Below are 22481 nucleotides of genomic sequence, written 5' to 3'. Positions count from 1 at the left end.
GTCAAGATCTAGAGACGGTCAAGATCTAAAGACGGTTAAGATCAAAGCGCGACCCTAATTCAGTGATGGCTGGAAATTAGATTAAAAACGTTCATTGAAAAATAAAACTTGACTGACGATCGGGGCCAAGGGGCATTGGCAAGGAGTTATCCCTTGATCAAGGACTCTGCGCCATCAATCCAAATTTCAGTTCCTGTAATGTAGCTAGACTCATTAGACGCTAAAAAAAGCACCAACTGAGCTACATCTTCAGATTTGCCGGGATGTCCACCCGTGAGGGGAATGTTGCCCCGTGGAAACTCGACGGGTTCTTGAATGTCTTCTAGGCGTCGCCGTTGGGAATCATGGTCGTTAATTCCCGTTTCGATCGCACCGGGACAGACGACATTGACTCGAATGCGATACTTGGCTAATTCCAAGGCAATCATTTTGGTAAAGGCCACCTGTGCCGCCTTGGAACAGGCGTAGGCCGTTGCGCCCGATAGGCTGAACCCCCGCGTCCCATTCACGGATGAGACGACAATAATTGATCCTTGCGATTGCTGTTTCAGATAGGGAACTGTATATTTAACGGTCAAAAAAGTACCTTTCAGATTCGTATGGAGGGTGGCATCCCATTCCTCCGGCTGTAAATCTTCGATCGGAGCCCAAGTCCCATTAATGCCCGCATTGGCCACGACAATATCAATCCGTCCCCACGTCTGCATGATTTGCGAGATCGCCCGTTCCATTTGATCGGCTTGGGAGACATCGGCCCTTTGCCAGATCGCCTGTCCGCCCTGTTGTTCAATGGTCTTTACGGTTTCTAGGCTGGGATCAACGGTGCGATCGACAACCCCAATCCTGGCACCTTGCTGGGCTAAAAGTAGAGCCGTTGCTCGGCCAATCCCCGTACCTCCTCCGGTGACAATGGCAACTTTATTTTGGAGTTTCATAATTTAATGATTTGGATTTCTAATTAATTGTGGTGAGACCGTAGATTCCATTAACGATTAATTGGGCTACGAATAATTGGGCTGCAAACTGGATGGTAGATTGGGCTGCAAATTGAACTGCAAATTGGGCTGCAAATTATAGTCCCAACTTGCAACTAAATACTTGTCACTAAATACTTGTCACCAAATACTTGCAACCAATACTTACAAGGATTCTGTTCGGATCAGAGAACAGTCACCCATCTACAGCAAAAAATTAGGGTGTCTTTAATTGAGATTGCAATCTATCGAGTTTGCAATCTATAGCGCGATCGATTAACTTTCCCCTTGTCTGTATTAATATAACGCTAGAAGCAGAATTGTAATGTTGGGAGAGCTACCGTCTTATTCCTCCCAAGTTAAAAAGTTTAAGGAGAAATTTCATGGAAGATGTGATTCGGATTGTGATTGTAGAAGATCATGACCTGACTCGGATGGGGCTGGAAGCAGCTCTACAACGGCGAGAAGGCATCAGTGTGATTGGTGAAGCGGCCAATGGCATACAAGGATTGAAACTGCTGACTAGCGAAAAACCTGATGTTGCGATCGTCGATATTGGGTTGCCCGATATGGATGGCATTGAAATGCTGCGTCGGTTTCGCGAATATTCCGCCGAGGCAGAACCCGCTACCAAAATTTTGATGTTGACCATGCATAAGGGCGAAGATTCGGTTATGGCGGCCTTTGCGGCGGGAGCAGACGCCTACTGTATGAAAGATATCAGCATGGATAAGCTGGAAGAGGCCATTCGATCGACCCATGACGGGAATCCTTGGATTGATCCCACGATCGCGAGCATTGTGCTGCAACAGGTGCGGCAGAAGGAGGTCGTAGCGGCACCAGAAACCGAGAAAACTGTGCAAATTAAGGCGCTAGATGCAGAATATGAGGAAATTGTAGGAAATGCGGGCTTGACCGATCGGGAAATTGAGATTTTACAATTGATCGTGCGCGGGTATAGCAACGCAGAAATTGCAGAGACCCTATTTGTAACCGTTGGCACCATCAAAACCCATGTCCGCCATATTTTGAATAAACTCTGTGTGGACGATCGCACCCATGCCGCTGTTCTGGCTCTCAGAGCGGGTTTGATTGAATAAACTGAATTGGCTCAATGCTAGGTTAATCATGAATCTTCCTAAAGAGAGGGGAGTCACGGTTCCAAAGGATGAGGAACGCAACGCCTTACATAGCAATGATTTGAGCCAATTCCAACCCAGTTATTTCTAAGATTTCTTCGATCGCTTTTCTAGAACGGTATAAAATCGCCCCCTTTTGATAGACGGATACTCCAGTTGAGTTGAGTACATTAAGGACATCGAAGCAACGACTGCGGAACAAACAAACCTGTTCACTCCATCCAGTCCTCTTCCCTATCAACAGTAGGATGTACGCTTCGGTTAACACAACACTGAAACCACTCACAGGAGTATTAATCATGAGTTTAGAAGGAAAAGCTAAAGCAACTGCAAAAAACCTCGAAGGAAAGGCTCAAGAAGCGATCGGGCATGTCACTGGCGATCCCGTAGATCAACATGAAGGGAAAGCTAAGCAATCCGAAGCAAAGGTTCGCCACAGTGCCGAAAACCTGAAGGAAAAGGCTCAGAATTTTGCTGAAGGGGTTCAAACTCGAGTGGAAGCAGCGGCTAAAAACGTTGCCGGTAAGATTGAAGAAGCGGTTGGTGAAGCGACCGATGATCCGACGAAAGTTGCCAAAGGTCGGATGAAGCAAACGGAAGCCGATGCCCTGAACGCTGCGGAAGACATCCGTCGCTAAGAAGGTACTCAGCAGTGTTCCCTTGAAAGGTGTGTTCCCTTGGACGCTTTTACTAAGAAGCTTTTACTAAGAAGCGTTCACTAAAAAGTGTGCACTAATGCAGCGTTTGCCTAAACAACGTGTTTACTGAGAAAGCATGTTGTTTTAGACCAAGTGCTCACTGATCATTCTCAGCTCTCCCTATACTTTACCCCCTAACTTCTGGGTGGTGAGCGGCTAACCAGTTTTCCACCTAGAAGATTTCTTCCTAAATCTAACCATTCTTATTTCTAAAACTACTGATCCAGTCACCTGAGGAATGAAATTATGCCACGTTTTGTCGGAAAGCAATCGAATACTGCCATTCAGCTACCCTTATTCCTGTTGCTGCTTGCAGCGATTTTAACAGGTCTAGAATATTCCGGAGCAATTAATCTAATCAATGGATTTGGTAGCAAACGGCTGGAGATTCACCGTTATCCCGACCAATACTAATGCAGCAGTTCTGTAGAACAATCAGTTAATGGTTTGAACGCTTAGTTGAGTCAGTAATTTGAATGAGTTGAGTCAGTGAGTCGAGTCAGTAAATAGATAGTATCCGGTGATCATCCGTCCATGCTATTAGCTAACGAGTCTGTAAGCCTTGTCTACCTTAATAAAATCGGTATGGCCTGAAGGAATCCTAAGCGATCGTTGCATCAACCTTCTTGATCAACATTCAAGATAATTCAGATATTTCTAGGATGAGACGGGATGACTGTTGGACTCAGCTTCTGAAGGGGTTCAAATCAAGTAGTTCAAACCGAATAAAAAGATGAATTTTTGGGAGTTATGTCATGCGGAAAGGTAGTGATTTAATTGGATGCCCGATCGTTGCATTTGATACTGGTAAGAAGTTTGCCAGAGTGCAAGATTTAATTTTCGATCAAGATCGCAACTTACTGATTGCTTTGTTGGTGGAAGAACCCGGATTTCTACGGGATGCGAAAGTGCTCCCGATCGAATCGATTCAGTCCATGGGAGCCGACGCAGTCATCACAAGTTCCAAAGAAGATGTCATCCCGGCCTCGTCCCACAGCAAAATTTCTGCCATTTTGGACCATAACAACATTATGAAAGGCACCCAAATTCTGACCGTGACGGGGCAGAATTTAGGCAAAATGGTTGACCTGTATATTGATGAAAATAGCGGTGTCGTGGAGGGCTACGAAGTTTCTGGTGGCATTTTTGCGGATGCCTACTCCGGTCGCTCCTTTGTCCCGGCTCTGCAAACCCTACGCATCGGGGAAGACTACGCCTTTGTCCCGGAAGTGGTGGCAGAGTTGATGGAAGAACAGGTCGGCGGCCTCAAGGGTGCAATGCAAACGACGGGCGAAAAGGTTCAGGAAGCAGCACAAAAGGCGGGAGAACAGGTCCAGGAAGCCCGCCGCCAAGCAACCAGCCAACTAGCCAACACGATCGTCCCGGTGGAAGCTCAACGTAGTTATGTGTTAGGTCGTATCACCCAAGCATCGGTGCTGCATCCTAATGGAACGCTGTTTTTAGAAGCTGGCCACGTGGTCACCATGACCAATGTCAATGCAGCGGAGGAGTTGGGCATCTTGGATCGGTTGTACCGTGCCACGGGCGGCGACTTGGTGGAAGATGCCAAGCAGCGGGCTGGTGAAGTTGCAGACAAGCTGGCGCAGAAGGCGGAAACAGTGGCTCAAGATGTTTCCCGTAAAACCAGCACGGTCACGGCTCAGTACACCGTTAATCAAGCGCTAGGACGCCGTGCGCAAACGATTGTGCGTACCCGGAGCGGCGTGATTGTGGTCGCTCCAGGCCAAATCGTAACGCAGCCTGTGGTGGAACGCGCCCGCCATACCAACACGGAAAAAGAATTGCTCAAATCCGTGGGGCTGTCTTCGACCGATGCCGCGAAGTCCAGCACGAGCGACGCGATCGCGACGACCCGCGGCCAACTGAGCAATACCGCAGAAAGTGTCGGCACGCAGGTGCAAGAAGGGACTTCCCAACTGCTGCGCTGGGCCAAGTACAAAACCGCCCAACTGCGGGATCAAAGTGCCCAAGCCTTGGAAGAGCAACGGATTAAAGGCGCATTAGGCCGCCCCGTCACCCGAGTCATTCTGGATTATCAAGATCAGGTCATCCTCAATGCCGGTGAACTGATTACCCACCAAGCGATCGAAGCGGCTCGCCGTGCCGATGTCCTAGATGTTCTGTTGGCCTCGGTTTACACCCAGACCCCAGAGTTTAGTCAAGCCCAACTGCGAGCCCCGCAACCAGGCCGTGCTGCATTGCCTGCCATGAAGTAACAGTGGCGTAATTGAGCCTTTAATTTAGTGACTTCATTGATCTCGTCTATTAACCTATTCGGAAATGCCAGAGCCAAGCCGCTCTGCATTTCCCTCCCCTTGGAGGCAGAATCATGTCTAACACTCAGAATTTTTCGGAAACTTTAGCAGCCCTGAAACAATCCCTGGTGGATTGGGGTAGACACCTCAGACTCAAGTGGTTAGCCTTTTCCCGCGATCCGCAATCTGAGGCCAATCAGTCCTACCAGGAATTGAAACAGGGCTTAGAAACTCTAGATCAACAGATGGCACAGCGCTACGGCGATCGCTATTTGACGGTGCGAGAAAAGGCGGCTGAAGCCAAGAGTTGGTACAACCAACAGATTGATGCCCAACGAGCTAATCCCGATCACCCCGTGTTAGCGGAACGTAAGCAAGCCCAAGTCGAACACAGGGTGAATGAATTGGGGCAAACCGTTTCCCGCATGGAAAAGGAAGTACTGACTCAAGTTAAAAACCGCCTGCGATCGAACGCACCAAAGTCCTAGTTTGCGGCTGTTACCCGTTGTCTAGACTTCTCCCGTGGTTTTGTTCTAGTAGCATCTTTCGCAGATTTTAATCCTGTTCATCTCTAATTGTTTAATGGAGTGTTTTCAATGAAACCTGTACGTTACCTACTTGCCATTGTTCTTCCCCCGGTAGCTGTGTTCCTAGCCTATGGGGTGAGCACAACTCTAGTGATTAGCATTCTATTGACCTTACTGGGTTGGGTTCCCGGAATTATCCATGCACTGTGGGCTTTAACTCGCTATGACGAAATGATGAATCCTGAAAATCTGTAGGGATTCCCTAGAATGGCTACTCAGTTTGACCGCTCTATTGGCTCAAGTGAGCTTAATCCGACGGAATAATCCGACGGAATAATCAGAAACAATTTCTGCCGATCCATTGAGACTCGATTCATATTTTACGGAGGTTTCCCATGACTGGTTTTTTCTTAACGACTTTAGTAACCGCCTTAAGCCTACTCGTTGTCGATATTTTGTTTAAAGGCGTTTACATTGCTAACTTCCCCGCAGCGATCGTCGCGGCTCTGGCCATTGGTTTGATTAACGGAACGATTCGTCCGGTGCTTTCACTGCTTTCCTTACCCATTAACTTCCTAACGTTGGGATTATTCTCCTTTGTTGTTAACGGAATCTGTTTCTGGTTGGCAGGTGTAGTGGTTCCAGGATTCGCAGTACATGGTACGGCTGCAACGCTGTTAGGCCCCGTTGTGCTTTCGCTGGGGACAACGTTCCTCAATAGCTACTTCGCCGATCGTACGCTGCCTACCTTTTTAAGTTCCGCCACGTCTGAAAAATCCTTAGAAGCTAGTCAAAAATAATTAAGTTTCCACCATGGCTAAGGTTCGCTCAACACAGCATCCAAGCCACCACCAATCCGCCCTAAAACGAGAATGTCAAGATCTTGTTCGGGGGGCTTGTGGTGGCTTTTTATTTGGAATTCCCCTACTGTACACTATGGAAGTTTGGTGGATTGGTTCTTCTGTCACTCCGCCGATCATGCTAGCTTCCCTTTTCATCACCAGCATCGTTGTTTTTGGTCTAAATTACACCGCAGGATTCCGGCAATCTTCCTCGGTTCACTGGGGCACTTTGATCATGGATACTGTCGAAGCCCAAGCGATCGGGATTGTTTGCTCGTTTTTGCTGTTGCTCCTGTTGCGAGAAGTGACGTTAGAAACGCAACTCCATGAAATTTTTGGAAAAGTAATTTTCGAGAGTGTGCCTTTTTCCATTGGGGTTAGCCTCGCGAATCAGTTTCTGACCAATAAAGATAGTGATGAAAACGAGTCACGATCGACCTCCCAATCCCAAGGCGATCGCTCTTCTAGGGCTCATGTGTCTACGCTGTGGCAGGAGACTTTCAACGATATTCTTGCCACGATGATGGGGGCGTTGATTGTTGCCTTTAGTATTGCACCCACCGATGAGGTCAAAACCTTGGCTGCCAATACTTCTGGGCCTTGGCTTATTTTGACCATCATGGCGTCTTTATTGATTTCCTATGGCATTGTTTTTGAGGCTAACTTTTCCGACCAACAAAAACGACGCAAACAACGGGGCCTCTTCCAAACGCCCTTGAGTGAAACGGTAATGTCCTACTTGGTTTCCCTAGGGGTGGCCTGCGCAATGCTTTGGTTTTTCCAACTCCTTCAATGGGGAGACCCGCCCACTTTATGGGTTAGTTACACGATCGTCCTAGGGCTACCGGCAACGATCGGTGGAGCTGCGGGGCGACTTGCACTATGAGATTAAATCACAGAGATTAAATCACAGAGATCAAGTCATAGAGATCAAATTCCAGAAGTTAAACCGTAGAAGTTAAATCATAGAAGTTAGACCCTAATATGCATTCGCCATCGGAATTAAATCATACGGTAGACGCTAAGGCTAACCAATTAGATGAGCTTGTAGAAGTGCTAAAAAGTGCGCAACCAGATGATCGAAATAGTCATCCCAGCAATGGCGATCGAACCAATGACGATCAATCGGTTCAAACCCAAAAATCACCGATCGAATGGTTGAGTTTTGGAATTTCATTAACCATTATCGGTGCGTTAGTCGGTGCCGTTGGGTTTCTCTGGCTCAAGCCCAATTCCCAAAAGCCCCCGAACCCGATCGTCTCGGTTCACCTGGATAAAACTGAAATGCGGGACGGACAATTCCACGTTCCCTTTGAAGTGACCAATGCAGGGGATCAAACGATTACTCAACTCCAAATGATTGGAGAACTCAAGCGCAAGGGTACGGTGGAAGAAATCGGAACTCAACAGATTGACTTTCTGTCGAGAAGAGAGGTGGAAGAAGGGGTTTTTGTTCTCCCGCAGAAGCCTCAGAAAGAGGAGTTTTCCGTGCGCATCACGAGTTATCAAATCCCCTAATGCATCGATTGAGCAATTTATCGATTGAGCAATTCATCCATCGATCGCGGTGAAATCCTGTCAAAATAGAATACCCGTTCCGAGGGTTCCGTTGAGAGAGGATGGGTTGATATGACTGAGACGAAGCGCTTACTCATTTTGGGTGGAACAGGGGATGCCACTGCATTGGCGGTCAAGGCAGCGGAAATTCCAGGGGTGGAGGTGATTACATCCTTGGCGGGGCGCACCCGTCAGCCGGTGGTGCCCTCTGAAAATACCCGCATTGGCGGATTTGGGGGCGTGGCAGGACTAGTGGCGTATTTACGAGAACAGCAGGTTGATTTACTGATGGATGCGACCCATCCGTTTGCCGATCGCATATCCCTCAATGCTGCTGCTGCTGCTGCCAGGGTCGGTATCCCTCGTTTGCTGCTGCTGCGTCCGGCCTGGGAGCGTACAGCGGGGGATTGCTGGATTGAAGTAGACAGTCATGAATCCGCCGCAAGGGTATTGCCAGAGATTGCCCAGCGTATCTTTTTGACGATCGGTCGGCAGGAACTAGCGGCCTTTGCCCACTTGTGCGATCTCTGGTTTCTGATGCGGATGATTGATCCGCCGCGATCGGATGCCGCAGTGCCACCGGGTCAAGTGCTTTTGGAACGAGGCCCGTTTTCGCTGGCGGAGGAGCGATCGCTACTACAACGCTATGGGATTGGCGCGATCGTGAGCAAAAACAGTGGGGGGGCTGCCACCTATGCCAAAATTATCGCCGCACGCGAGTTAGCCATTCCAGTGGTAATGATCCAACGCCCGATCGCACCGCCTGGAGACATCGTTGCAACGGTAGAAGATGCTTTTGCATGGCTCCAACAGAGGCTCATGCCCTGCGAAAAAATTTAATCCTTCACGACCATCCACTGCGTAATCGGGGCCATGGCCTTCCAGCCCAGGAATTTCCCCACGGGTTCTGCCCGCTGAATGGCAATGCGGGTCAAACTGCCGCCCAACTTGCTCTGCCACTGGAACATCAATTGTTCCCCCTCCACCGTCACCCCATTGGCCACTAAGCGACCGCCGGGGCGCAGCGCCTGCCAGCAGGTTTCCAACAAATCCGGTGCCGTTAATCCCCCCCCGATGAAGATCGCATCCGGTTCTGGTAAGTCGTGGAGGGCTGCTGGAGCCTGTCCGGCAACGATTTTGAGCTGGGGTACGCCCAAAGCATTGGCATTGTGGGCAATGTATTGCAGGCGCGTGGGATGGTGCTCAATGGCGATCGCCCGACACCGCCGATCGCTGCGCAGCCATTCAATGGCGATCGATCCGCAGCCTGCCCCCACATCCCACAGCAGTTGTCCGGGCAAGGGCGCTAGGGTTGCTAGGGTTACGGCGCGCACTTCTCGTTTGGTCAGCTGTCCGTCGTGCTGGTAGGCGCTGTCGGGGAGGCCGGGGGTATGGGGTGAGAGGGGGAGTGGGGAAGTAGGGGGAGTAAGGGAAGTAGGGGGAGTAAGGGGAGTGGGGGCTAGGGTTAGGGCGATCGTGTTGAGGTCGGCGAGATCGAGGGGTTGCCAGCTGGTGGCGGTGTGGGTGGTGATGCGTTCATTGGGGCTGCCCATGCGTTCTAGGACGGTGATTTGACTATTGCCGTAGCCCTGGTGGGTCAACTGTTGGGCGACGGTGGTTGGAGTGGTTTTGTCTGCGCTCAGGATAAGGATGCGGGCACCGGGATACAGGACGGCATTTAAGAGCGCCGGATCGCGTCCACACAAACTTAGGGTTTCGATGTCCGTGAGCGACCAGCCCAGACGGGCACAGGCAAGGCTAAAGGCCGACGGAGCGGGGACGATCGTCATTTCTGCAATGGGAATCTGGCGGAGGAGCGTGACCCCAATGCCGTAGCACAGGGGATCGCCGCTGGCCAGCACACAAACCGCCTGTCCGCGCCGCTGCATGATCTGCTGCACGGAATCAGCGATCGGGGAAGTCCAAAGGAGCTGTTCTTGCCGATCGTCTGGGGGCACCATGGTCAGGTGACGTTCTCCACCGACGATCGTGGTGGCTTGGGCTAGGAGCGATCGTCCCACCGGACTTATTCCCTCCAACCCCTCCTCGCCCATTCCCACCACTGATAGCCACTTTTGCACCCGCTTTGCCTCGCTTTAAGAAAGATTGGAGAATTTCAGTTTTGGGCTGCCTATGTGATAGGCTACCTTAGCTTGATGCTGGGGAAGTCCGGTGAGATTCCGGTACTGTGCCGCAACTGTAATATGATTCTAGATTGGCGATTTTAGATTTTAGATTGGATTTCAAGCCACTCAATCTAAAATTCAAAATTACACGTTCAAGATTAATCGAGTCAGAATGCCAGCCTCAAGCTTGTTCCCCAGGATCTGCTTCTGAAGGAACGCTAACCTGTTGAGTCTCTGCGTTGCACAGAGCAGGAGGATACTATGGCTTGGCTGATTGAACCGAATGTTTGTCCAGGGTTATTCTATGGCACCTCTGCCCAAGATGGATTTTTAATTCGTATTCGTACACCGGGTGGGTTATTGAATCATCAGCAAGGACGCGCGATCGCAACGCTGGCAGAACAAACGCTGGCAGAACAAACGTTGGCAGAACAATGGGGCAGCCACGGGATCCAGGTGACCAATCGAGCCAATGTGCAAATTCGTTCTGTGCAAACCTCCCCGACGGTTGAAGCCCTTGAGACGCTACAGACGCTGGGTCTAGCCGCTCACAATCCCCGCATCGACCATCTCCGGAATGTGATGACTAGCCCCACAGCGGGAATTGATGTCCAGGAATTGATCGATACTCGTCCATTGGTGCGAGCATTGGATGAGGCTATTCAAAGTCATTCAGAACTGGCTGACTTATCTGCTAAGTTCAGCATTGGCATTGACGGGGGCGGTACCGTTGGCATTGGCACCCGATCGAGCATTCCTTGGGAGCATCGTTACAATGAGATTCAGCTTTCGGCGGTTGTAGGAGATGGCAAAGAGGGCCTTGGGGCGTGGAGTGTGGGACATGGGGAATGTCTAGCGATTCCCGATACCCAAGCTAAGCCTATCTGCTTCCGGTTGTCACTGGGGGGAGATAAGCAACTTTGGGAGACTCAGGTTTTGGTTGCACCGGATGACTGTGTTGCAGTTGTCGCTGCGTTGGCAAAAGTGTATCTGGAGTATGTCCAGCAGTCTCCTCGTTTGCCGAAAAAGCCCCGCATGAAACATCTGTTGCAAGACTGGGGTGTGGAGCGCTATCTCCAGCAGGTGAATCACTATCTTCCGCATCCCCTCCAGCCCGCGATCGCTGCGCCATCCCTGTCTCCAACTCAGCCCTATGCGCATTTAGGGATACATCCCCAACGACAATCCGGGTTGTCTTACATCGGCATTCCTCTACGGTTAGGGCAACTCACGGCAACGCAATTGCGCGGCGTGGTGGATCTGTCCGAAACCTTTGGGAGTTGCCAGTTGCGATTGACGCCTTGGCAAACGATGGTGTTGCCGGACATTCCTGATGCACAGGTGGCGGAGGTCGTGCGAGCGCTCTCGGCGTTGGGCTTAGTGATTTCAGAAAACCAAGTGGCTACCGCGATCGTGGCCTGTGCTGGAAAACCCGGCTGTGCTGCTGCCGAAACGCAGACTCAAGCCCACGCGATCGCCTTGGCCAACCACCTCAATCAGAACCTGGTGCTAGAGTCTCCCGTCAATATTCATCTGACAGGGTGTCCAAAGTCCTGCGCCCAGCCCAGTCCGGCTGACATTCTACTGATGGGAACAGGGCTTCCAACCCAGGATGATGGCAATCAGCCAGGGGCCGAGATCGTTGAAGGATATCAGCTCTATATCAACGGTGTAAACAGTCATGGAGGAGGTTCTGCCCAGGATCCCTTGGAGCAAAAAGCGACTCAATATCATCTCTGTGATGTGACTGCATCGGAACTGCCATCAACGATCGAACAACTAATGAAGCTCTATAAACAACACCGAGCAACCCCCCATGAATCATTTGGAGAATTTGTTAGTAAATTTTCAAGGACAAGTCTAATTGACAATTTTAGCCGTGAGGATAGGAACGCTAATCATCAAGAAATAAAACACTAAAGTGATGAAGTAATAAAACACTCAAATTTCTCGATTGCCTCGTTTGGCTACTGACTCTAATCCCTTACTGCCTTTCTCTATGGACTATATTCGTAACGGTGATGACATCTATCGCAAATCGTTTTCTATCATTCGTGCAGAAGCTGATTTGGATCAATTATCCGATGACCTAGCGCATGTTGCTGTGCGGCTGATCCATTCCTGTGGCATGACGGATATTGTGTCAGATCTCGCTGCTTCACCGGATGCAGTCAAAGCCGGACGTGAGGCGCTAGCGGCAGGTGCGCCCATTTTCTGCGACTCACAAATGGTTGCCAATGGCGTTACCCGCAAGCGATTACCCGCTAATAATGAGGTGATTTGTACCCTCAATGATCCGAAAGTGGTCGAGATTGCCAACCGTATCAACAATACACGATCGGCAGCTGCAATTGAACTGTGGCGATCGGCTGGTGGCAATGCTGGGCGATCGCCTCTGGAAAATGCTGTTGTTGCCATTGGCAATGCTCCAACGGCATTGTTTTATCTATTGGAACTGTTAGATGAAGGATTTCCCAAACCTGCGGTCATTCTGGGGTTTCCGGTTGGATTTGTGGGGGCTGCTGAATCAAAAGCAGAACTCGCTGCCAATAGTCGAGGTGTCCCCTTCATCACGTTACACGGTCGGCGGGGGGGAAGTGCGATCGCCGCTGCCGCTATCAATGCCTTAGCAAAGGAGAACGAGCTATGACGACAACTCATCTGGGTAACGAAGTATCGACCATTGAAACGGGTGACTCTATGTCCACAGCCCCCGCCCTCGGCAAACTCTACGGTTTAGGCATCGGCCCCGGCGACCCCGAACTGCTGACGCTGAAAGCTCACCGAATTTTGACCTCCGTTCCTGTGATTGCCTATCCTACCTTGGAGAATGGCAAAGTGTTGGCACGGGCGATCGTGACAGATTTCATTCGTCCCGACCAGATTGAAATTCCCATGCCCTTGCCCTTTAGTGTGGAGCGATCGTCGCAACCCTATTACGACATTGCCGCGGAGAAAATTGCTGAACATTTGAGTGCTGGGCGAGATGTCGCGGTGCTCTGCGAAGGAGAACCGATGTTATACGGCACGTTTATGTATCTCTTTCAGCGGTTGGCGCAGCGATTTCCCACCGAAGTTGTGCCCGGTATTTCATCCACGATGGCCAGTGCCGCCATGCTGGGGGTGCCCATTACGTTCCGCAATGATGTCTTGAGCATTATGCCCGCAACGTTGGATGCAGAGACGTTGCACGATCGCTTGGCCGTCGCTGATGCAGCAGTCATTATTAAATTGGGCAGACATTTTGCCAAAGTCCGCGCCATTCTCGATGACCTTGGATTACTCGATCGGGCCCTCTATATCGAACGCGCCACCCAACCCAACCAGCGCATCGTCGCGATAACCGAGATTGACCCCACCGAAGTTCCCTACTGGTCGCTCATTCTGATTCCCAGCAAAACCCAACCCCAATAAACCTGCTAATAATAGATTACCCACCTATTTCCCACTCCCTACTCTCCCACCCCCCACTCCCCACTCCCCTACTCTCCCACCCCCGTCATGACTTCTACTCCTGCCTTCATCCCCTCTCAATTGCCCCCTCTGGAAAATGGCGATCGCCTAACACGCCTCGAATTTGAACGTCGTTACAACGCCATGCCAGAAGTTAAAAAAGCTGAATTGATTGAAGGCGTGGTTTACATGGCATCTCCATTGCGCTTTAGACCCCATGCTGAACCCCACGGACGTTTAATTACTTGGTTAGGGGTATATCAAGCTGCCACCCCTCAGGTGGAAATGGGAATTGAGCCAACGGTACGGTTAGACATTGATAATGAACCGCAACCGGATGGTGTTTTGCGCATTAGTCAAGCCAGTGGTGGACGCTCAGTGTTAGGGGATGACGGCTACTTGGAAGGCGCACCGGAACTGGTTGCTGAAATTGCTGCTAGCAGTGTCAGCATTGACTTAGGAGATAAGAAACGCGCCTATCGCCGTAATGGCATCCAGGAGTATATTGTCTGGCAGGTATTTGACCAGAAAATCGATTGGTTCATTTTGGAAAATGGGGACTATGTTGCGCTGCAACCGAACCCACAGGGTGTGATTTGCAGCCAGGTTTTTCCGGGATTGTGGTTGGAGGTACCCGCAATGCTACAAGGCAATATGCAACAAGTTTTAGCGACCCTACAGCGGGGAATTCATTCGGAAAACCATACAGCATTCGTTCAAAAAATAATGGAACAATAGATTGCTAACTAATACACTTACTAGCACAATTCCCAGCGTAATTACTAGTCAGATTCTAGTGCAATCATATCTGCAATTACTAGCACAATCAAAAGTCTCAGTAAGATGAATCCACTCGCGATCGTGATTTTGGGAGAAGCCAGCATTCCCGTTGCCCGTCAGATCCAAACTGCAATTCCTGAAGCCGTAATCTACGGTTTAGCCAATCGGACTCAAGCGGTAGACGTGACCTATGAAAACTTTGGTGATACGGTTCGGGAATTGTTTCGATCGGGGACTTCCATCATCGGAATTTGTGCAGCGGGGATTATGATTCGCACGATCGCCCCCCTGCTGACGAATAAATGGCAAGAACCGCCGGTACTGGCGATCGCGGAAGATGGCAGTGCGGTGGTGCCCTTACTGGGTGGCTTGCAAGGCGTGAATTCCCTAGCGCGTCGGATTGCAGATGTTTTGCAAGTCGCGCCTGCCATTACCACCACTGGGGAACTCCGCTTTCAAACGGCACTGCTATCCCCCCCTCCCGGCTACCAGTTGGTGAATCCCGATGATGCCAAAACCTTTATTGCCAATTTACTAGCAGGCGCAACGGTCAAATTGATTGGGACAGCCCCTTGGCTAGAGCAAAGTCGTTTACCGATTGTGCAAGAGATTGGAAATGTCGGGACTGGCAAAAATAAATCAACTCCCCCCTCGCCAATTCTAACTATTCAAATTGTGCCGAAGAATAGCACTGAGCCCATAGAAACCCCCAGTCAAAATTGTTTAGTATACCAGTCTGACCTAGAATCCACCCCCTACTCTCCACCTCCCACCTCCCATCCCCCCCAAGGCAAGCTGACGATCGTCGGTACAGGCCCCGGCTCTTCTGACTGGATGACTCCCGAAGTGAAGGAAATTCTGCAATCTGCGACCGATTGGGTGGGCTACAAAACCTATCTGAATTTGGCAGAACCGTTGCGGCAACCTCACACAATCCGCCATGAATCCGATAATCGGGTAGAACTCGATCGCGCCCGTGCTGCCTTAGATTTAGCGGCTACTGGGCGAACGGTGGCGATCGTGTCATCGGGCGATCCGGGCATTTATGCAATGGCCGCCGCTGTTTTTGAAGTGCTGGAGCGGGAGCTAAAACCCGAGTGGCAGTCGGTTGAAATTCAGGTATGTCCTGGAATTTCGGCGATGCAAGCTGCGGCTGCTCAGGTCGGTGCACCGCTGGGCCATGATTTTTGCACCATTTCCCTTTCCGATATTCTCAAACCTTGGGAGGTGATTGCTCAACGGATTGCCGCCGCTGCCCAAGCGGATTTTGCGATCGCCTTTTACAATCCCGTCTCTCAGCAGCGGACCTGGCAACTCGAAAAAGCAAAAGAGATTTTGTTGCAGTGGCGATCGCCTCAAACACCGATCGTGCTGGCCCGTAATTTGGGCCGACCTGGACAAACGATAACGGTGAAAGCACTGGAACAGTTAGCGATCGAAGATGCCGATATGCGCACTGTAATCTTGATTGGTTCGAGTAAAACTCGCATTGTTCAACAGTGTCAGGGAACACAATGGGTATACACTCCACGACACTATTAAACATGACGCTATTAAACATGACACTCTTGAATCTGAATCAAAAATGTCTTTAAAAATTGAATGATGAATGGTGTGATGGTGCAAGTGTGATTGAGTTTTTGATTGTCATCTTTACGCTCACGATCGCGGCTGCAACTGATTTTCTTCTGGCTCAGCGCACTAAAAATCCCTCAATCCTGGAGAAGACCGAACACCCCCATGGAGTTCGCAATTGACCCATGGCTGGCTGGTTCCAGAAATTGAGGGATGACTTCCCTGCGATTAAATCTCAATTTTCAATGTGTATACCGGATTAATGCTCTGTTTCCCATCCGTTTCTCATCCGTTATTGCGATGGGTTGCTGCATGAGCCATCATCTCAGTTGATTGCCGCCAGGACGAGATCGTCACTAAGCGGTTTGCATCTGCATCCCACAAAAGGTATTGGGCGCAGTCCAGCAAATCGCCTAGGCGAAGTGTCTTCACATCTGTCAGCAAATGACTATTTTCACGATGACAAGCGGCGAGATGGTAATTGGGAATTCTTTCGGAAAGATGATGGATATTGTGATAGCCGATGTCTGCGGTAAACCATCTGAGAATGGCGGGTAAGTCTAGGTAACTGCTGCCCTTAACGGCTCCTAAAACGTAATCCCAGCCTTCTGTTTTATGGGCGTAGCTACCCTCAAAAATATGCTGGACAAAAAAGACCCAGATGAAAATCATCGCCGAGCAACTGAGCGTAATGGAGTAAATGCTCCAAAATAAGCCCGCTCCCCAGAGATGGCTTAGAAAAATCCAGCCCCCAACCACACAAATGTTGTTGAATAGCAGATCCCAAAATTCCGTTGCGGTGTGCCAGTGTTTTGACTGATGGGTCGAGATGGTTTGCGCTAGGTTAAACTGCAACCCTTGCTTGAGATCAGTCAATACATGAAGAATGAAATCGTAAATGCCTAAAATTAGCGCCATCCGAGGCTTGATCACGAGATAGAAAAAGCCGCCCGGAATGCCCATCAGTGGCTTTCTCAGGACTTCATACAACCGCTGATTAAAGGGATCAAGTTGAGCAAATTCCTCGGTCGATAGGAAATCGGCAACACCCCGATACCGCTCCCAGTCGCCATTGGTTTTGTGATGATAGGCATGATCCCTTGACCAGCCATACTGGGGCATGGCATTGATCACCCCTAGCAGAAATCCCATAATCCGGTTCATGGTTTTTGACCGAAAGAGGGAGTAATGTCCGCAATCATGCATCAATGAGAAACAGCGTAACGAAAAAAGAATTAGTAGGATGATGATTGGAGGTAGAAGCCACAGGGAGATGGAGGCTGCTTGGATAGCCAAAACCCATAACAAAACATAAGGAACAACGGTATTGAGAATTTGGTACGTTGCCCTTAGATTGCTACTCTTGATGTACGGAGTCAAGACAAAATCAGATTTTTTAATGGTTTCGGGTGGGTGTAAATCCCCGGAAGCTTCCTGTTTTATCAATGGATGAAGTGAAGTAGAAATTTGTTCAGTACAATTCTGATCATGCTTGAGCATAATGGGTCTCAGTTCAGTGATAAATCGGGATCAGTGGTAGCTAGGCAATTCTCGCTCCGAGATGCTAAGCTACTCTCGTTCAAAGATGCTACACGAATGCTGATTGAGTTACTTACATAACCTTCTGCTGTCATAGACTGGCTAGGGCTCCTCCTGTGGGCATGCATATATCTTCATACAATATTGACGCAGAATTACCGTATTAAGAGCCGTGACCAGGTACGTAAAACTGCACCAATCTACAACTCCGTATTGGTAATGACGACGTCACACACCACCATACCGCGTCCTTGTGCAAGAAATCGCTTTCCTGCAGGATGTCCTATCGGTAATAGATGTTCCTGGATGAACAGATTGTGCCAGTTACCTAACCAGCCCTAATCAACGAATGACGCTGGTTGCATTGGTGGTCTATAGCAGAACATGGATCTAGTAGCCTTTGGCTGAAGTAGGGCTACCATTAAGGTGGAATTGACAAAATACAGGGAGCATGAAAGTCCCACACTTGAACCGATACCGCACTCCAGTCACCCACCTTGACATCTATAATCACGTGCGTTTGAGCATCGATCGCCCACCAAACCCATTGCTCATTGCCTTTATCATCAACCAATGACCACAACTCATCCATCTGCACATTCTGGTGCTTTTGGGGGGCCTCACTCACCTCTACTGGTTGGGGCATAACGGCAGCTTTGACGTTGACCTAACGTTGTCGGTGTCTTCAGAAATTTGCAGAATGCAGGCAATCCCCGCTAAGGAGACGAGATCGAGTAGCATCTGCTCAATCAGTCCATATTGTTGTGAGGTAATGGCTTTCCAGGCGGGATCGAGGACAAACTGACGACCATAGTCCCAACAGTAATAATTTTGTTTGCTATGCCGGGTGACCATTATTGCGACTGATTTTTTTGGGCCCACAACTTGGACAGGTATGCATGATCATTGTCAGTGCCTCCTAACCCATCTGTTAATAGTCCCAGAGTATAACGGTTCTGTTTCAATCCCTAAAAGGGTTTCAGCCATTTTCGAACTCGGTTTGGGTGGGTTATAGGGTTTGGGTGGGTTTGGGTTTCAATCCCTAAAAGGGTTTCAGCCATTTTCGAACATTGGAATGCAACACCGACCGATCCAGATGATGAAGTTTCAATCCCTAAAAGGGTTTCAGCCATTTTCGAACTTAGCGCTGGTAGCAAGCTGAATGAGGCCACGGCGCAGAAGTTTCAATCCCTAAAAGGGTTTCAGCCATTTTCGAACCTCTTTAGATTCGAGGTTCAGATCACCCACATTCAGTTTCAATCCCTAAAAGGGTTTCAGCCATTTTCGAACGACAGGCTGCACGAGTTCGCTAGAATTCAAGCTCAGTTGCGTTTCAATCCCTAAAAGGGTTTCAGCCATTTTCGAACCCCCCCTTTTGTTCTCGCTGGCTGTTGGGTGTGCCGTTTCAATCCCTAAAAGGGTTTCAGCCATTTTCGAACCCGTGATGGGGGATTGGGTCGAGGGCGAGGCGCGTTTCAATCCCTAAAAGGGTTTCAGCCATTTTCGAACGCGGTTCGATTCCGTCAGGCACTTTAGGGGGATTTTTAGTTTCAATCCCTAAAAGGGTTTCAGCCATTTTCGAACTCGTGCCTACTATTACTATCTCCACTCCCACCCAAGGTTGTTTCAATCCCTAAAAGGGTTTCAGCCATTTTCGAACAGAAAGGCTATTACCTTTGCCCCGTTTGTGGCGATGTTTCAATCCCTAAAAGGGTTTCAGCCATTTTCGAACTTATGTGCATCAAAGTGCTAGCACAATGATATAAGTAGTTTCAATCCCTAAAAGGGTTTCAGCCATTTTCGAACACTCAAGGCAATGGGTTTAGGGCCGTTCTACCGTGTTTCAATCCCTAAAAGGGTTTCAGCCATTTTCGAACGTCGGTGAGCGTGCCTATCCATGGATGGCGGAACGAGTGTTTCAATCCCTAAAAGGGTTTCAGCCATTTTCGAACGTGAGATTGTAGCCAACAACACGCTGATTAAGGCTGTTTCAATCCCTAAAAGGGTTTCAGCCATTTTCGAACAACCCCACCCTATCGATAGAGTGGGGTCTGTTCAGAAGGTTTCAATCCCTAAAAGGGTTTCAGCCATTTTCGAACTCGAAATTCAATACGCGGCAAATTTATCGAGCAAAGACGTTTCAATCCCTAAAAGGGTTTCAGCCATTTTCGAACCACCGAATTCCGCAAGCCACAAATCACCTATTCCACACTGTTTCAATCCCTAAAAGGGTTTCAGCCATTTTCGAACCGAGGGAGGGCTTTACGCCGGGGGTATTAGTGGGTGTTTCAATCCCTAAAAGGGTTTCAGCCATTTTCGAACGCTACCTCGATCGTAGGGTTTTGTTCTGGGTAGTTTCAATCCCTAAAAGGGTTTCAGCCATTTTCGAACGGCTTTCAAGCCCTTCCTTGGGGCTTTTGTCAATCTGTTTCAATCCCTAAAAGGGTTTCAGCCATTTTCGAACGCTTTCAAGCCCTTCCTTGGGGCTTTTGTCAATCTGTTTCAATCCCTAAAAGGGTTTCAGCCATTTTCGAACTTTGTCCCTGGCGTCTCAGGCACTATCCTGAATCGTTTCAATCCCTAAAAGGGTTTCAGCCATTTTCGAACCGCAGCCCGCTTCTGGAATAACGATTTCTGCTTCTCCGTTTCAATCCCTAAAAGGGTTTCAGCCATTTTCGAACCTGCACGGTTAGCCGCGATCGTGTTGCGTTGCTGTTCCAGGTTTCAATCCCTAAAAGGGTTTCAGCCATTTTCGAACCGGCGGCTAAGTCTCCGAGTGTCTCCACAATCACGATCGAGGTTTCAATCCCTAAAAGGGTTTCAGCCATTTTCGAACGGGGCCAGCCTATGACCACGCCTACACATGGACACTTGTTTCAATCCCTAAAAGGGTTTCAGCCATTTTCGAACTGGCGGCGGCGGAAACGCTGGAAGAATTCGAGCAAGCCGTTTCAATCCCTAAAAGGGTTTCAGCCATTTTCGAACGAGCACGTTTCCTCAAAGCCGTCCCTAACGTCCTACAAGTTTCAATCCCTAAAAGGGTTTCAGCCATTTTCGAACTCCTGAGCCTTTTTCAGTTCCTCGATCGAGGCTTCTAGTTTCAATCCCTAAAAGGGTTTCAGCCATTTTCGAACTTATCCAGTCGGTGTCGTCAATTTCGCATTCGAGTTTCAATCCCTAAAAGGGTTTCAGCCATTTTCGAACATGAATGAGATTGGCAAGCCTATCGTACTGAAAAAACCAACGAAGTTTCAATCCCTAAAAGGGTTTCAGCCATTTTCGAACATGGCACCCATGCCAAATCAGGCATTGGCTATCAGGTTTCAATCCCTAAAAGGGTTTCAGCCATTTTCGAACGCTGGGATCTCCGTAGGCCAATGGCTCCATTTGTGTGTTTCAATCCCTAAAAGGGTTTCAGCCATTTTCGAACGTCTCCCATATTTCTTCTCTAAGAGGAATGCTCCGTCCTTGTTTCAATCCCTAAAAGGGTTTCAGCCATTTTCGAACGGTATCCATGGGCCTCGACGATCGGGAGGGCTCGTTTGAGTTTCAATCCCTAAAAGGGTTTCAGCCATTTTCGAACTCCTTCCACCGTCCCAACATTTCCTCGATTTCTTCCTGGTTTCAATCCCTAAAAGGGTTTCAGCCATTTTCGAACAGGGCTCCCTCTCCGTCCCACGGCATCTTGAGGAACGGTGAGTTTCAATCCCTAAAAGGGTTTCAGCCATTTTCGAACGTGCGGATGCCGCCGCAACCTGGGCACGACTAGAAGTTTCAATCCCTAAAAGGGTTTCAGCCATTTTCGAACTCCGCCTGCAACCACGGCCAAAGTCACCGGGGCATGGGTTTCAATCCCTAAAAGGGTTTCAGCCATTTTCGAACCTCGCGATCGTTGGAGGCTCAGAAACGCCACGAGATCCGGTTTCAATCCCTAAAAGGGTTTCAGCCATTTTCGAACTTAACATCTCGCCCGAATGCTCTAATAGCCAGTCGGTTTCAATCCCTAAAAGGGTTTCAGCCATTTTCGAACACGGTGGTTGCCGTTACTTTGCCGTGCGGGTAGACTGTGTTTCAATCCCTAAAAGGGTTTCAGCCATTTTCGAACACGCCCCGACTCTACAAGTGTGCGCACAGTTTGGGGTTTCAATCCCTAAAAGGGTTTCAGCCATTTTCGAACGTTCCAGACCGGCCCCTCTCCGATGATGCTCGATTTGTTTCAATCCCTAAAAGGGTTTCAGCCATTTTCGAACCTAGGAGAAATGCCCCGTCCTTGACCCGGTTGCGTTTCAATCCCTAAAAGGGTTTCAGCCATTTTCGAACGACTCAGTGCCCATGCGCCTTTCGTGTGGCGACCGTTTCAATCCCTAAAAGGGTTTCAGCCATTTTCGAACTTGAAATCTGCAAATCGATATTCCCTAGCTACGTTTCAATCCCTAAAAGGGTTTCAGCCATTTTCGAACGTTTGTATACGATTTGGAGATCGTCAACGCAATCCCGTTTCAATCCCTAAAAGGGTTTCAGCCATTTTCGAACCCGCTGGGGATGAGATGGGCTTTACGGTTGAACCTGTTTCAATCCCTAAAAGGGTTTCAGCCATTTTCGAACGTTCCTGATTAATCCCCTCGATCGCGACTTGCTTGTTTCAATCCCTAAAAGGGTTTCAGCCATTTTCGAACCAGAGGCCCTTGTGATAGCGCTTCCCCTGCCCGTTTTGCGGGTTTCAATCCCTAAAAGGGTTTCAGCCATTTTCGAACGAGAAATAATGTCATCCAATACAAAAGAGCCATCAATGTTTCAATCCCTAAAAGGGTTTCAGCCATTTTCGAACGGATATAGCTGGCTAACAATCGATCGTCAGAAAGCGTTTCGGTAGTGTTCTTTTGTAAAGGATGGAGGAAAATAGAGAGACGTGATTCATTGATTCAGTCATGTCATCTATCCCAGCCTTCCTCCGATGTCCGAACTGTGGCTCCGAAGACATCATGAAAAACGGAA

The 22481-nt window shown here is 49.2% G+C and carries 20 protein-coding genes, 1 CRISPR repeat array and 1 riboswitch; of the genes, 15 read left to right on the top strand and 5 right to left on the bottom strand.

Annotated elements, in window-relative coordinates; genetic code table 11:
• Positions 1 to 146: 146 nt before the first annotated feature.
• Positions 147 to 935, bottom strand: a complete 789-nt coding sequence (locus H6G21_RS14155; RefSeq protein WP_190574078.1) for an SDR family NAD(P)-dependent oxidoreductase — start codon at positions 933 to 935, stop codon at positions 147 to 149.
• Between the two features lie 422 nt (positions 936 to 1357).
• On the opposite strand from H6G21_RS14155, the gene H6G21_RS14150 reads away from it, so the two are divergent.
• The 10 genes from H6G21_RS14150 to H6G21_RS14105 all read left to right on the top strand — a co-directional run bounded on the left by H6G21_RS14150 (position 1358) and on the right by H6G21_RS14105 (position 8853).
• Positions 1358 to 2074, top strand: a complete 717-nt coding sequence (locus H6G21_RS14150; protein ID WP_190574077.1) for a response regulator transcription factor — start codon at positions 1358 to 1360, stop codon at positions 2072 to 2074.
• A 338-nt stretch (positions 2075 to 2412) separates the two neighbouring features.
• Positions 2413 to 2751, top strand: coding sequence for a CsbD family protein (locus H6G21_RS26240; protein WP_190574076.1), 339 nt, complete (start codon positions 2413 to 2415; stop codon positions 2749 to 2751).
• 306 nt (positions 2752 to 3057) lie between these two features.
• Complete coding sequence (locus H6G21_RS14140; protein ID WP_190574075.1) at positions 3058 to 3225, top strand: hypothetical protein; 168 nt, start codon at positions 3058 to 3060, stop codon at positions 3223 to 3225.
• 341 nt (positions 3226 to 3566) lie between these two features.
• Positions 3567 to 5048 carry a PRC-barrel domain-containing protein gene (locus H6G21_RS14135; RefSeq protein ID WP_190574074.1) on the top strand — a complete coding sequence of 494 codons (1482 nt, stop codon included), beginning with the start codon at positions 3567 to 3569 and terminating at the stop codon, positions 5046 to 5048.
• A gap of 113 nt (positions 5049 to 5161) precedes the next feature.
• Entirely contained in the window at positions 5162 to 5575 is a 414-nt protein-coding gene (locus H6G21_RS14130; protein WP_190574073.1) for a hypothetical protein, read from the top strand.
• Positions 5576 to 5683: 108 nt separating this feature from the next.
• Positions 5684 to 5869, top strand: coding sequence for a YqaE/Pmp3 family membrane protein (locus H6G21_RS14125; RefSeq protein WP_190574072.1), 186 nt, complete (start codon positions 5684 to 5686; stop codon positions 5867 to 5869).
• Positions 5870 to 6009: 140 nt separating this feature from the next.
• Entirely contained in the window at positions 6010 to 6414 is a 405-nt protein-coding gene (locus tag H6G21_RS14120; RefSeq protein ID WP_190574071.1) for a phage holin family protein, read from the top strand.
• A gap of 13 nt (positions 6415 to 6427) precedes the next feature.
• The gene (locus tag H6G21_RS14115; RefSeq protein WP_190574070.1) at positions 6428 to 7342 is read left to right on the top strand and encodes a TIGR02587 family membrane protein; all 915 of its coding nucleotides are present in this window, start codon (positions 6428 to 6430) and stop codon (positions 7340 to 7342) included.
• A 98-nt stretch (positions 7343 to 7440) separates the two neighbouring features.
• On the top strand, positions 7441 to 7974 hold the full coding sequence (locus H6G21_RS14110; RefSeq protein WP_190574069.1) for a TIGR02588 family protein: 534 nt from the start codon (positions 7441 to 7443) through the stop codon (positions 7972 to 7974).
• A 111-nt stretch (positions 7975 to 8085) separates the two neighbouring features.
• Positions 8086 to 8853, top strand: coding sequence for a cobalt-precorrin-6A reductase (locus H6G21_RS14105; RefSeq protein WP_190574068.1), 768 nt, complete (start codon positions 8086 to 8088; stop codon positions 8851 to 8853).
• Here H6G21_RS14105 and cbiE read toward each other — a convergent pair.
• Positions 8850 to 10094: a precorrin-6y C5,15-methyltransferase (decarboxylating) subunit CbiE gene (gene cbiE / locus H6G21_RS26235; RefSeq protein ID WP_347278021.1), complete on the bottom strand. Its 1245-nt coding sequence runs from the start codon at positions 10092 to 10094 to the stop codon at positions 8850 to 8852. The genes H6G21_RS14105 and cbiE overlap by 4 nt on opposite strands.
• A gap of 26 nt (positions 10095 to 10120) precedes the next feature.
• A riboswitch (cobalamin riboswitch) is annotated at positions 10121 to 10338 on the top strand.
• A 62-nt stretch (positions 10339 to 10400) separates the two neighbouring features.
• Here cbiE and cobG point away from each other — a divergent pair.
• From cobG to cobJ, 5 genes are all read left to right on the top strand, one after another.
• Positions 10401 to 12059 (top strand): precorrin-3B synthase, encoded by a 1659-nt coding sequence (gene cobG / locus H6G21_RS14095; RefSeq protein ID WP_190574067.1) that lies wholly within the window; start codon positions 10401 to 10403, stop codon positions 12057 to 12059.
• Positions 12060 to 12138: 79 nt separating this feature from the next.
• Positions 12139 to 12789: a precorrin-8X methylmutase gene (locus H6G21_RS14090; protein ID WP_190574066.1), complete on the top strand. Its 651-nt coding sequence runs from the start codon at positions 12139 to 12141 to the stop codon at positions 12787 to 12789.
• Positions 12790 to 12839: 50 nt separating this feature from the next.
• A complete protein-coding gene (locus H6G21_RS14085; protein ID WP_190574150.1) occupies positions 12840 to 13553 on the top strand; it encodes a precorrin-2 C(20)-methyltransferase in 714 nt (237 codons plus the stop codon).
• An 87-nt stretch (positions 13554 to 13640) separates the two neighbouring features.
• The gene (locus H6G21_RS14080; protein WP_190574065.1) at positions 13641 to 14330 is read left to right on the top strand and encodes a Uma2 family endonuclease; all 690 of its coding nucleotides are present in this window, start codon (positions 13641 to 13643) and stop codon (positions 14328 to 14330) included.
• Between the two features lie 105 nt (positions 14331 to 14435).
• Positions 14436 to 15914, top strand: coding sequence for a precorrin-3B C(17)-methyltransferase (cobJ, locus tag H6G21_RS14075; RefSeq protein WP_190574064.1), 1479 nt, complete (start codon positions 14436 to 14438; stop codon positions 15912 to 15914).
• 318 nt (positions 15915 to 16232) lie between these two features.
• Here cobJ and H6G21_RS14070 read toward each other — a convergent pair whose 3' ends face one another.
• The 3 genes from H6G21_RS14070 to H6G21_RS14060 all read right to left on the bottom strand — a co-directional run bounded on the left by H6G21_RS14070 (position 16233) and on the right by H6G21_RS14060 (position 18341).
• Positions 16233 to 17348 carry a fatty acid desaturase gene (locus H6G21_RS14070; RefSeq protein ID WP_347278023.1) on the bottom strand — a complete coding sequence of 372 codons (1116 nt, stop codon included), beginning with the start codon at positions 17346 to 17348 and terminating at the stop codon, positions 16233 to 16235.
• A gap of 559 nt (positions 17349 to 17907) precedes the next feature.
• On the bottom strand, positions 17908 to 18132 hold the full coding sequence (locus H6G21_RS14065) for a hypothetical protein (protein ID WP_190574062.1): 225 nt from the start codon (positions 18130 to 18132) through the stop codon (positions 17908 to 17910).
• Positions 18117 to 18341 (bottom strand): hypothetical protein, encoded by a 225-nt coding sequence (locus H6G21_RS14060; RefSeq protein WP_190574061.1) that lies wholly within the window; start codon positions 18339 to 18341, stop codon positions 18117 to 18119. Before H6G21_RS14060 ends, H6G21_RS14065 begins: the two co-directional genes overlap by 16 nt.
• Positions 18342 to 18444: 103 nt before the next feature.
• Positions 18445 to 22314: direct repeats of the CRISPR family, unit length 37 nt; unit sequence GTTTCAATCCCTAAAAGGGTTTCAGCCATTTTCGAAC.
• Positions 22315 to 22481 lie beyond the last annotated feature (167 nt).

It is taken from the genome of Alkalinema sp. FACHB-956, assembly GCF_014697025.1.
Lineage (GTDB): Bacteria > Cyanobacteriota > Cyanobacteriia > Leptolyngbyales > Leptolyngbyaceae > Alkalinema.
This window is presented reverse-complemented; position numbering and strand designations above follow the sequence as displayed.

Excerpts from the sequence above, each read along its gene's own strand:
- H6G21_RS14155 (WP_190574078.1), bottom strand. The coding sequence starts at position 935 with ATGAAACTCCAAAATAAAGTTGCCATTGTCACCGGAGGAGGTACGGGG.
- cobG (WP_190574067.1), top strand. The coding sequence starts at position 10,401 with ATGGCTTGGCTGATTGAACCGAATGTTTGTCCAGGGTTATTCTATGGC.
- H6G21_RS14115 (WP_190574070.1), top strand. The coding sequence starts at position 6,428 with ATGGCTAAGGTTCGCTCAACACAGCATCCAAGCCACCACCAATCCGCC.
- H6G21_RS14060 (WP_190574061.1), bottom strand. The coding sequence starts at position 18,341 with ATGGTCACCCGGCATAGCAAACAAAATTATTACTGTTGGGACTATGGT.
- H6G21_RS14105 (WP_190574068.1), top strand. The coding sequence starts at position 8,086 with ATGACTGAGACGAAGCGCTTACTCATTTTGGGTGGAACAGGGGATGCC.
- H6G21_RS14085 (WP_190574150.1), top strand. The coding sequence starts at position 12,840 with ATGTCCACAGCCCCCGCCCTCGGCAAACTCTACGGTTTAGGCATCGGC.
- H6G21_RS14150 (WP_190574077.1), top strand. The coding sequence starts at position 1,358 with ATGGAAGATGTGATTCGGATTGTGATTGTAGAAGATCATGACCTGACT.
- H6G21_RS14065 (WP_190574062.1), bottom strand. The coding sequence starts at position 18,132 with ATGCCCCAACCAGTAGAGGTGAGTGAGGCCCCCCAAAAGCACCAGAAT.
- H6G21_RS14090 (WP_190574066.1), top strand. The coding sequence starts at position 12,139 with ATGGACTATATTCGTAACGGTGATGACATCTATCGCAAATCGTTTTCT.
- H6G21_RS14080 (WP_190574065.1), top strand. The coding sequence starts at position 13,641 with ATGACTTCTACTCCTGCCTTCATCCCCTCTCAATTGCCCCCTCTGGAA.
- H6G21_RS14120 (WP_190574071.1), top strand. The coding sequence starts at position 6,010 with ATGACTGGTTTTTTCTTAACGACTTTAGTAACCGCCTTAAGCCTACTC.
- H6G21_RS14125 (WP_190574072.1), top strand. The coding sequence starts at position 5,684 with ATGAAACCTGTACGTTACCTACTTGCCATTGTTCTTCCCCCGGTAGCT.
- H6G21_RS26240 (WP_190574076.1), top strand. The coding sequence starts at position 2,413 with ATGAGTTTAGAAGGAAAAGCTAAAGCAACTGCAAAAAACCTCGAAGGA.
- cobJ (WP_190574064.1), top strand. The coding sequence starts at position 14,436 with ATGAATCCACTCGCGATCGTGATTTTGGGAGAAGCCAGCATTCCCGTT.
- H6G21_RS14110 (WP_190574069.1), top strand. The coding sequence starts at position 7,441 with ATGCATTCGCCATCGGAATTAAATCATACGGTAGACGCTAAGGCTAAC.
- H6G21_RS14130 (WP_190574073.1), top strand. The coding sequence starts at position 5,162 with ATGTCTAACACTCAGAATTTTTCGGAAACTTTAGCAGCCCTGAAACAA.
- H6G21_RS14135 (WP_190574074.1), top strand. The coding sequence starts at position 3,567 with ATGCGGAAAGGTAGTGATTTAATTGGATGCCCGATCGTTGCATTTGAT.
- H6G21_RS14140 (WP_190574075.1), top strand. The coding sequence starts at position 3,058 with ATGCCACGTTTTGTCGGAAAGCAATCGAATACTGCCATTCAGCTACCC.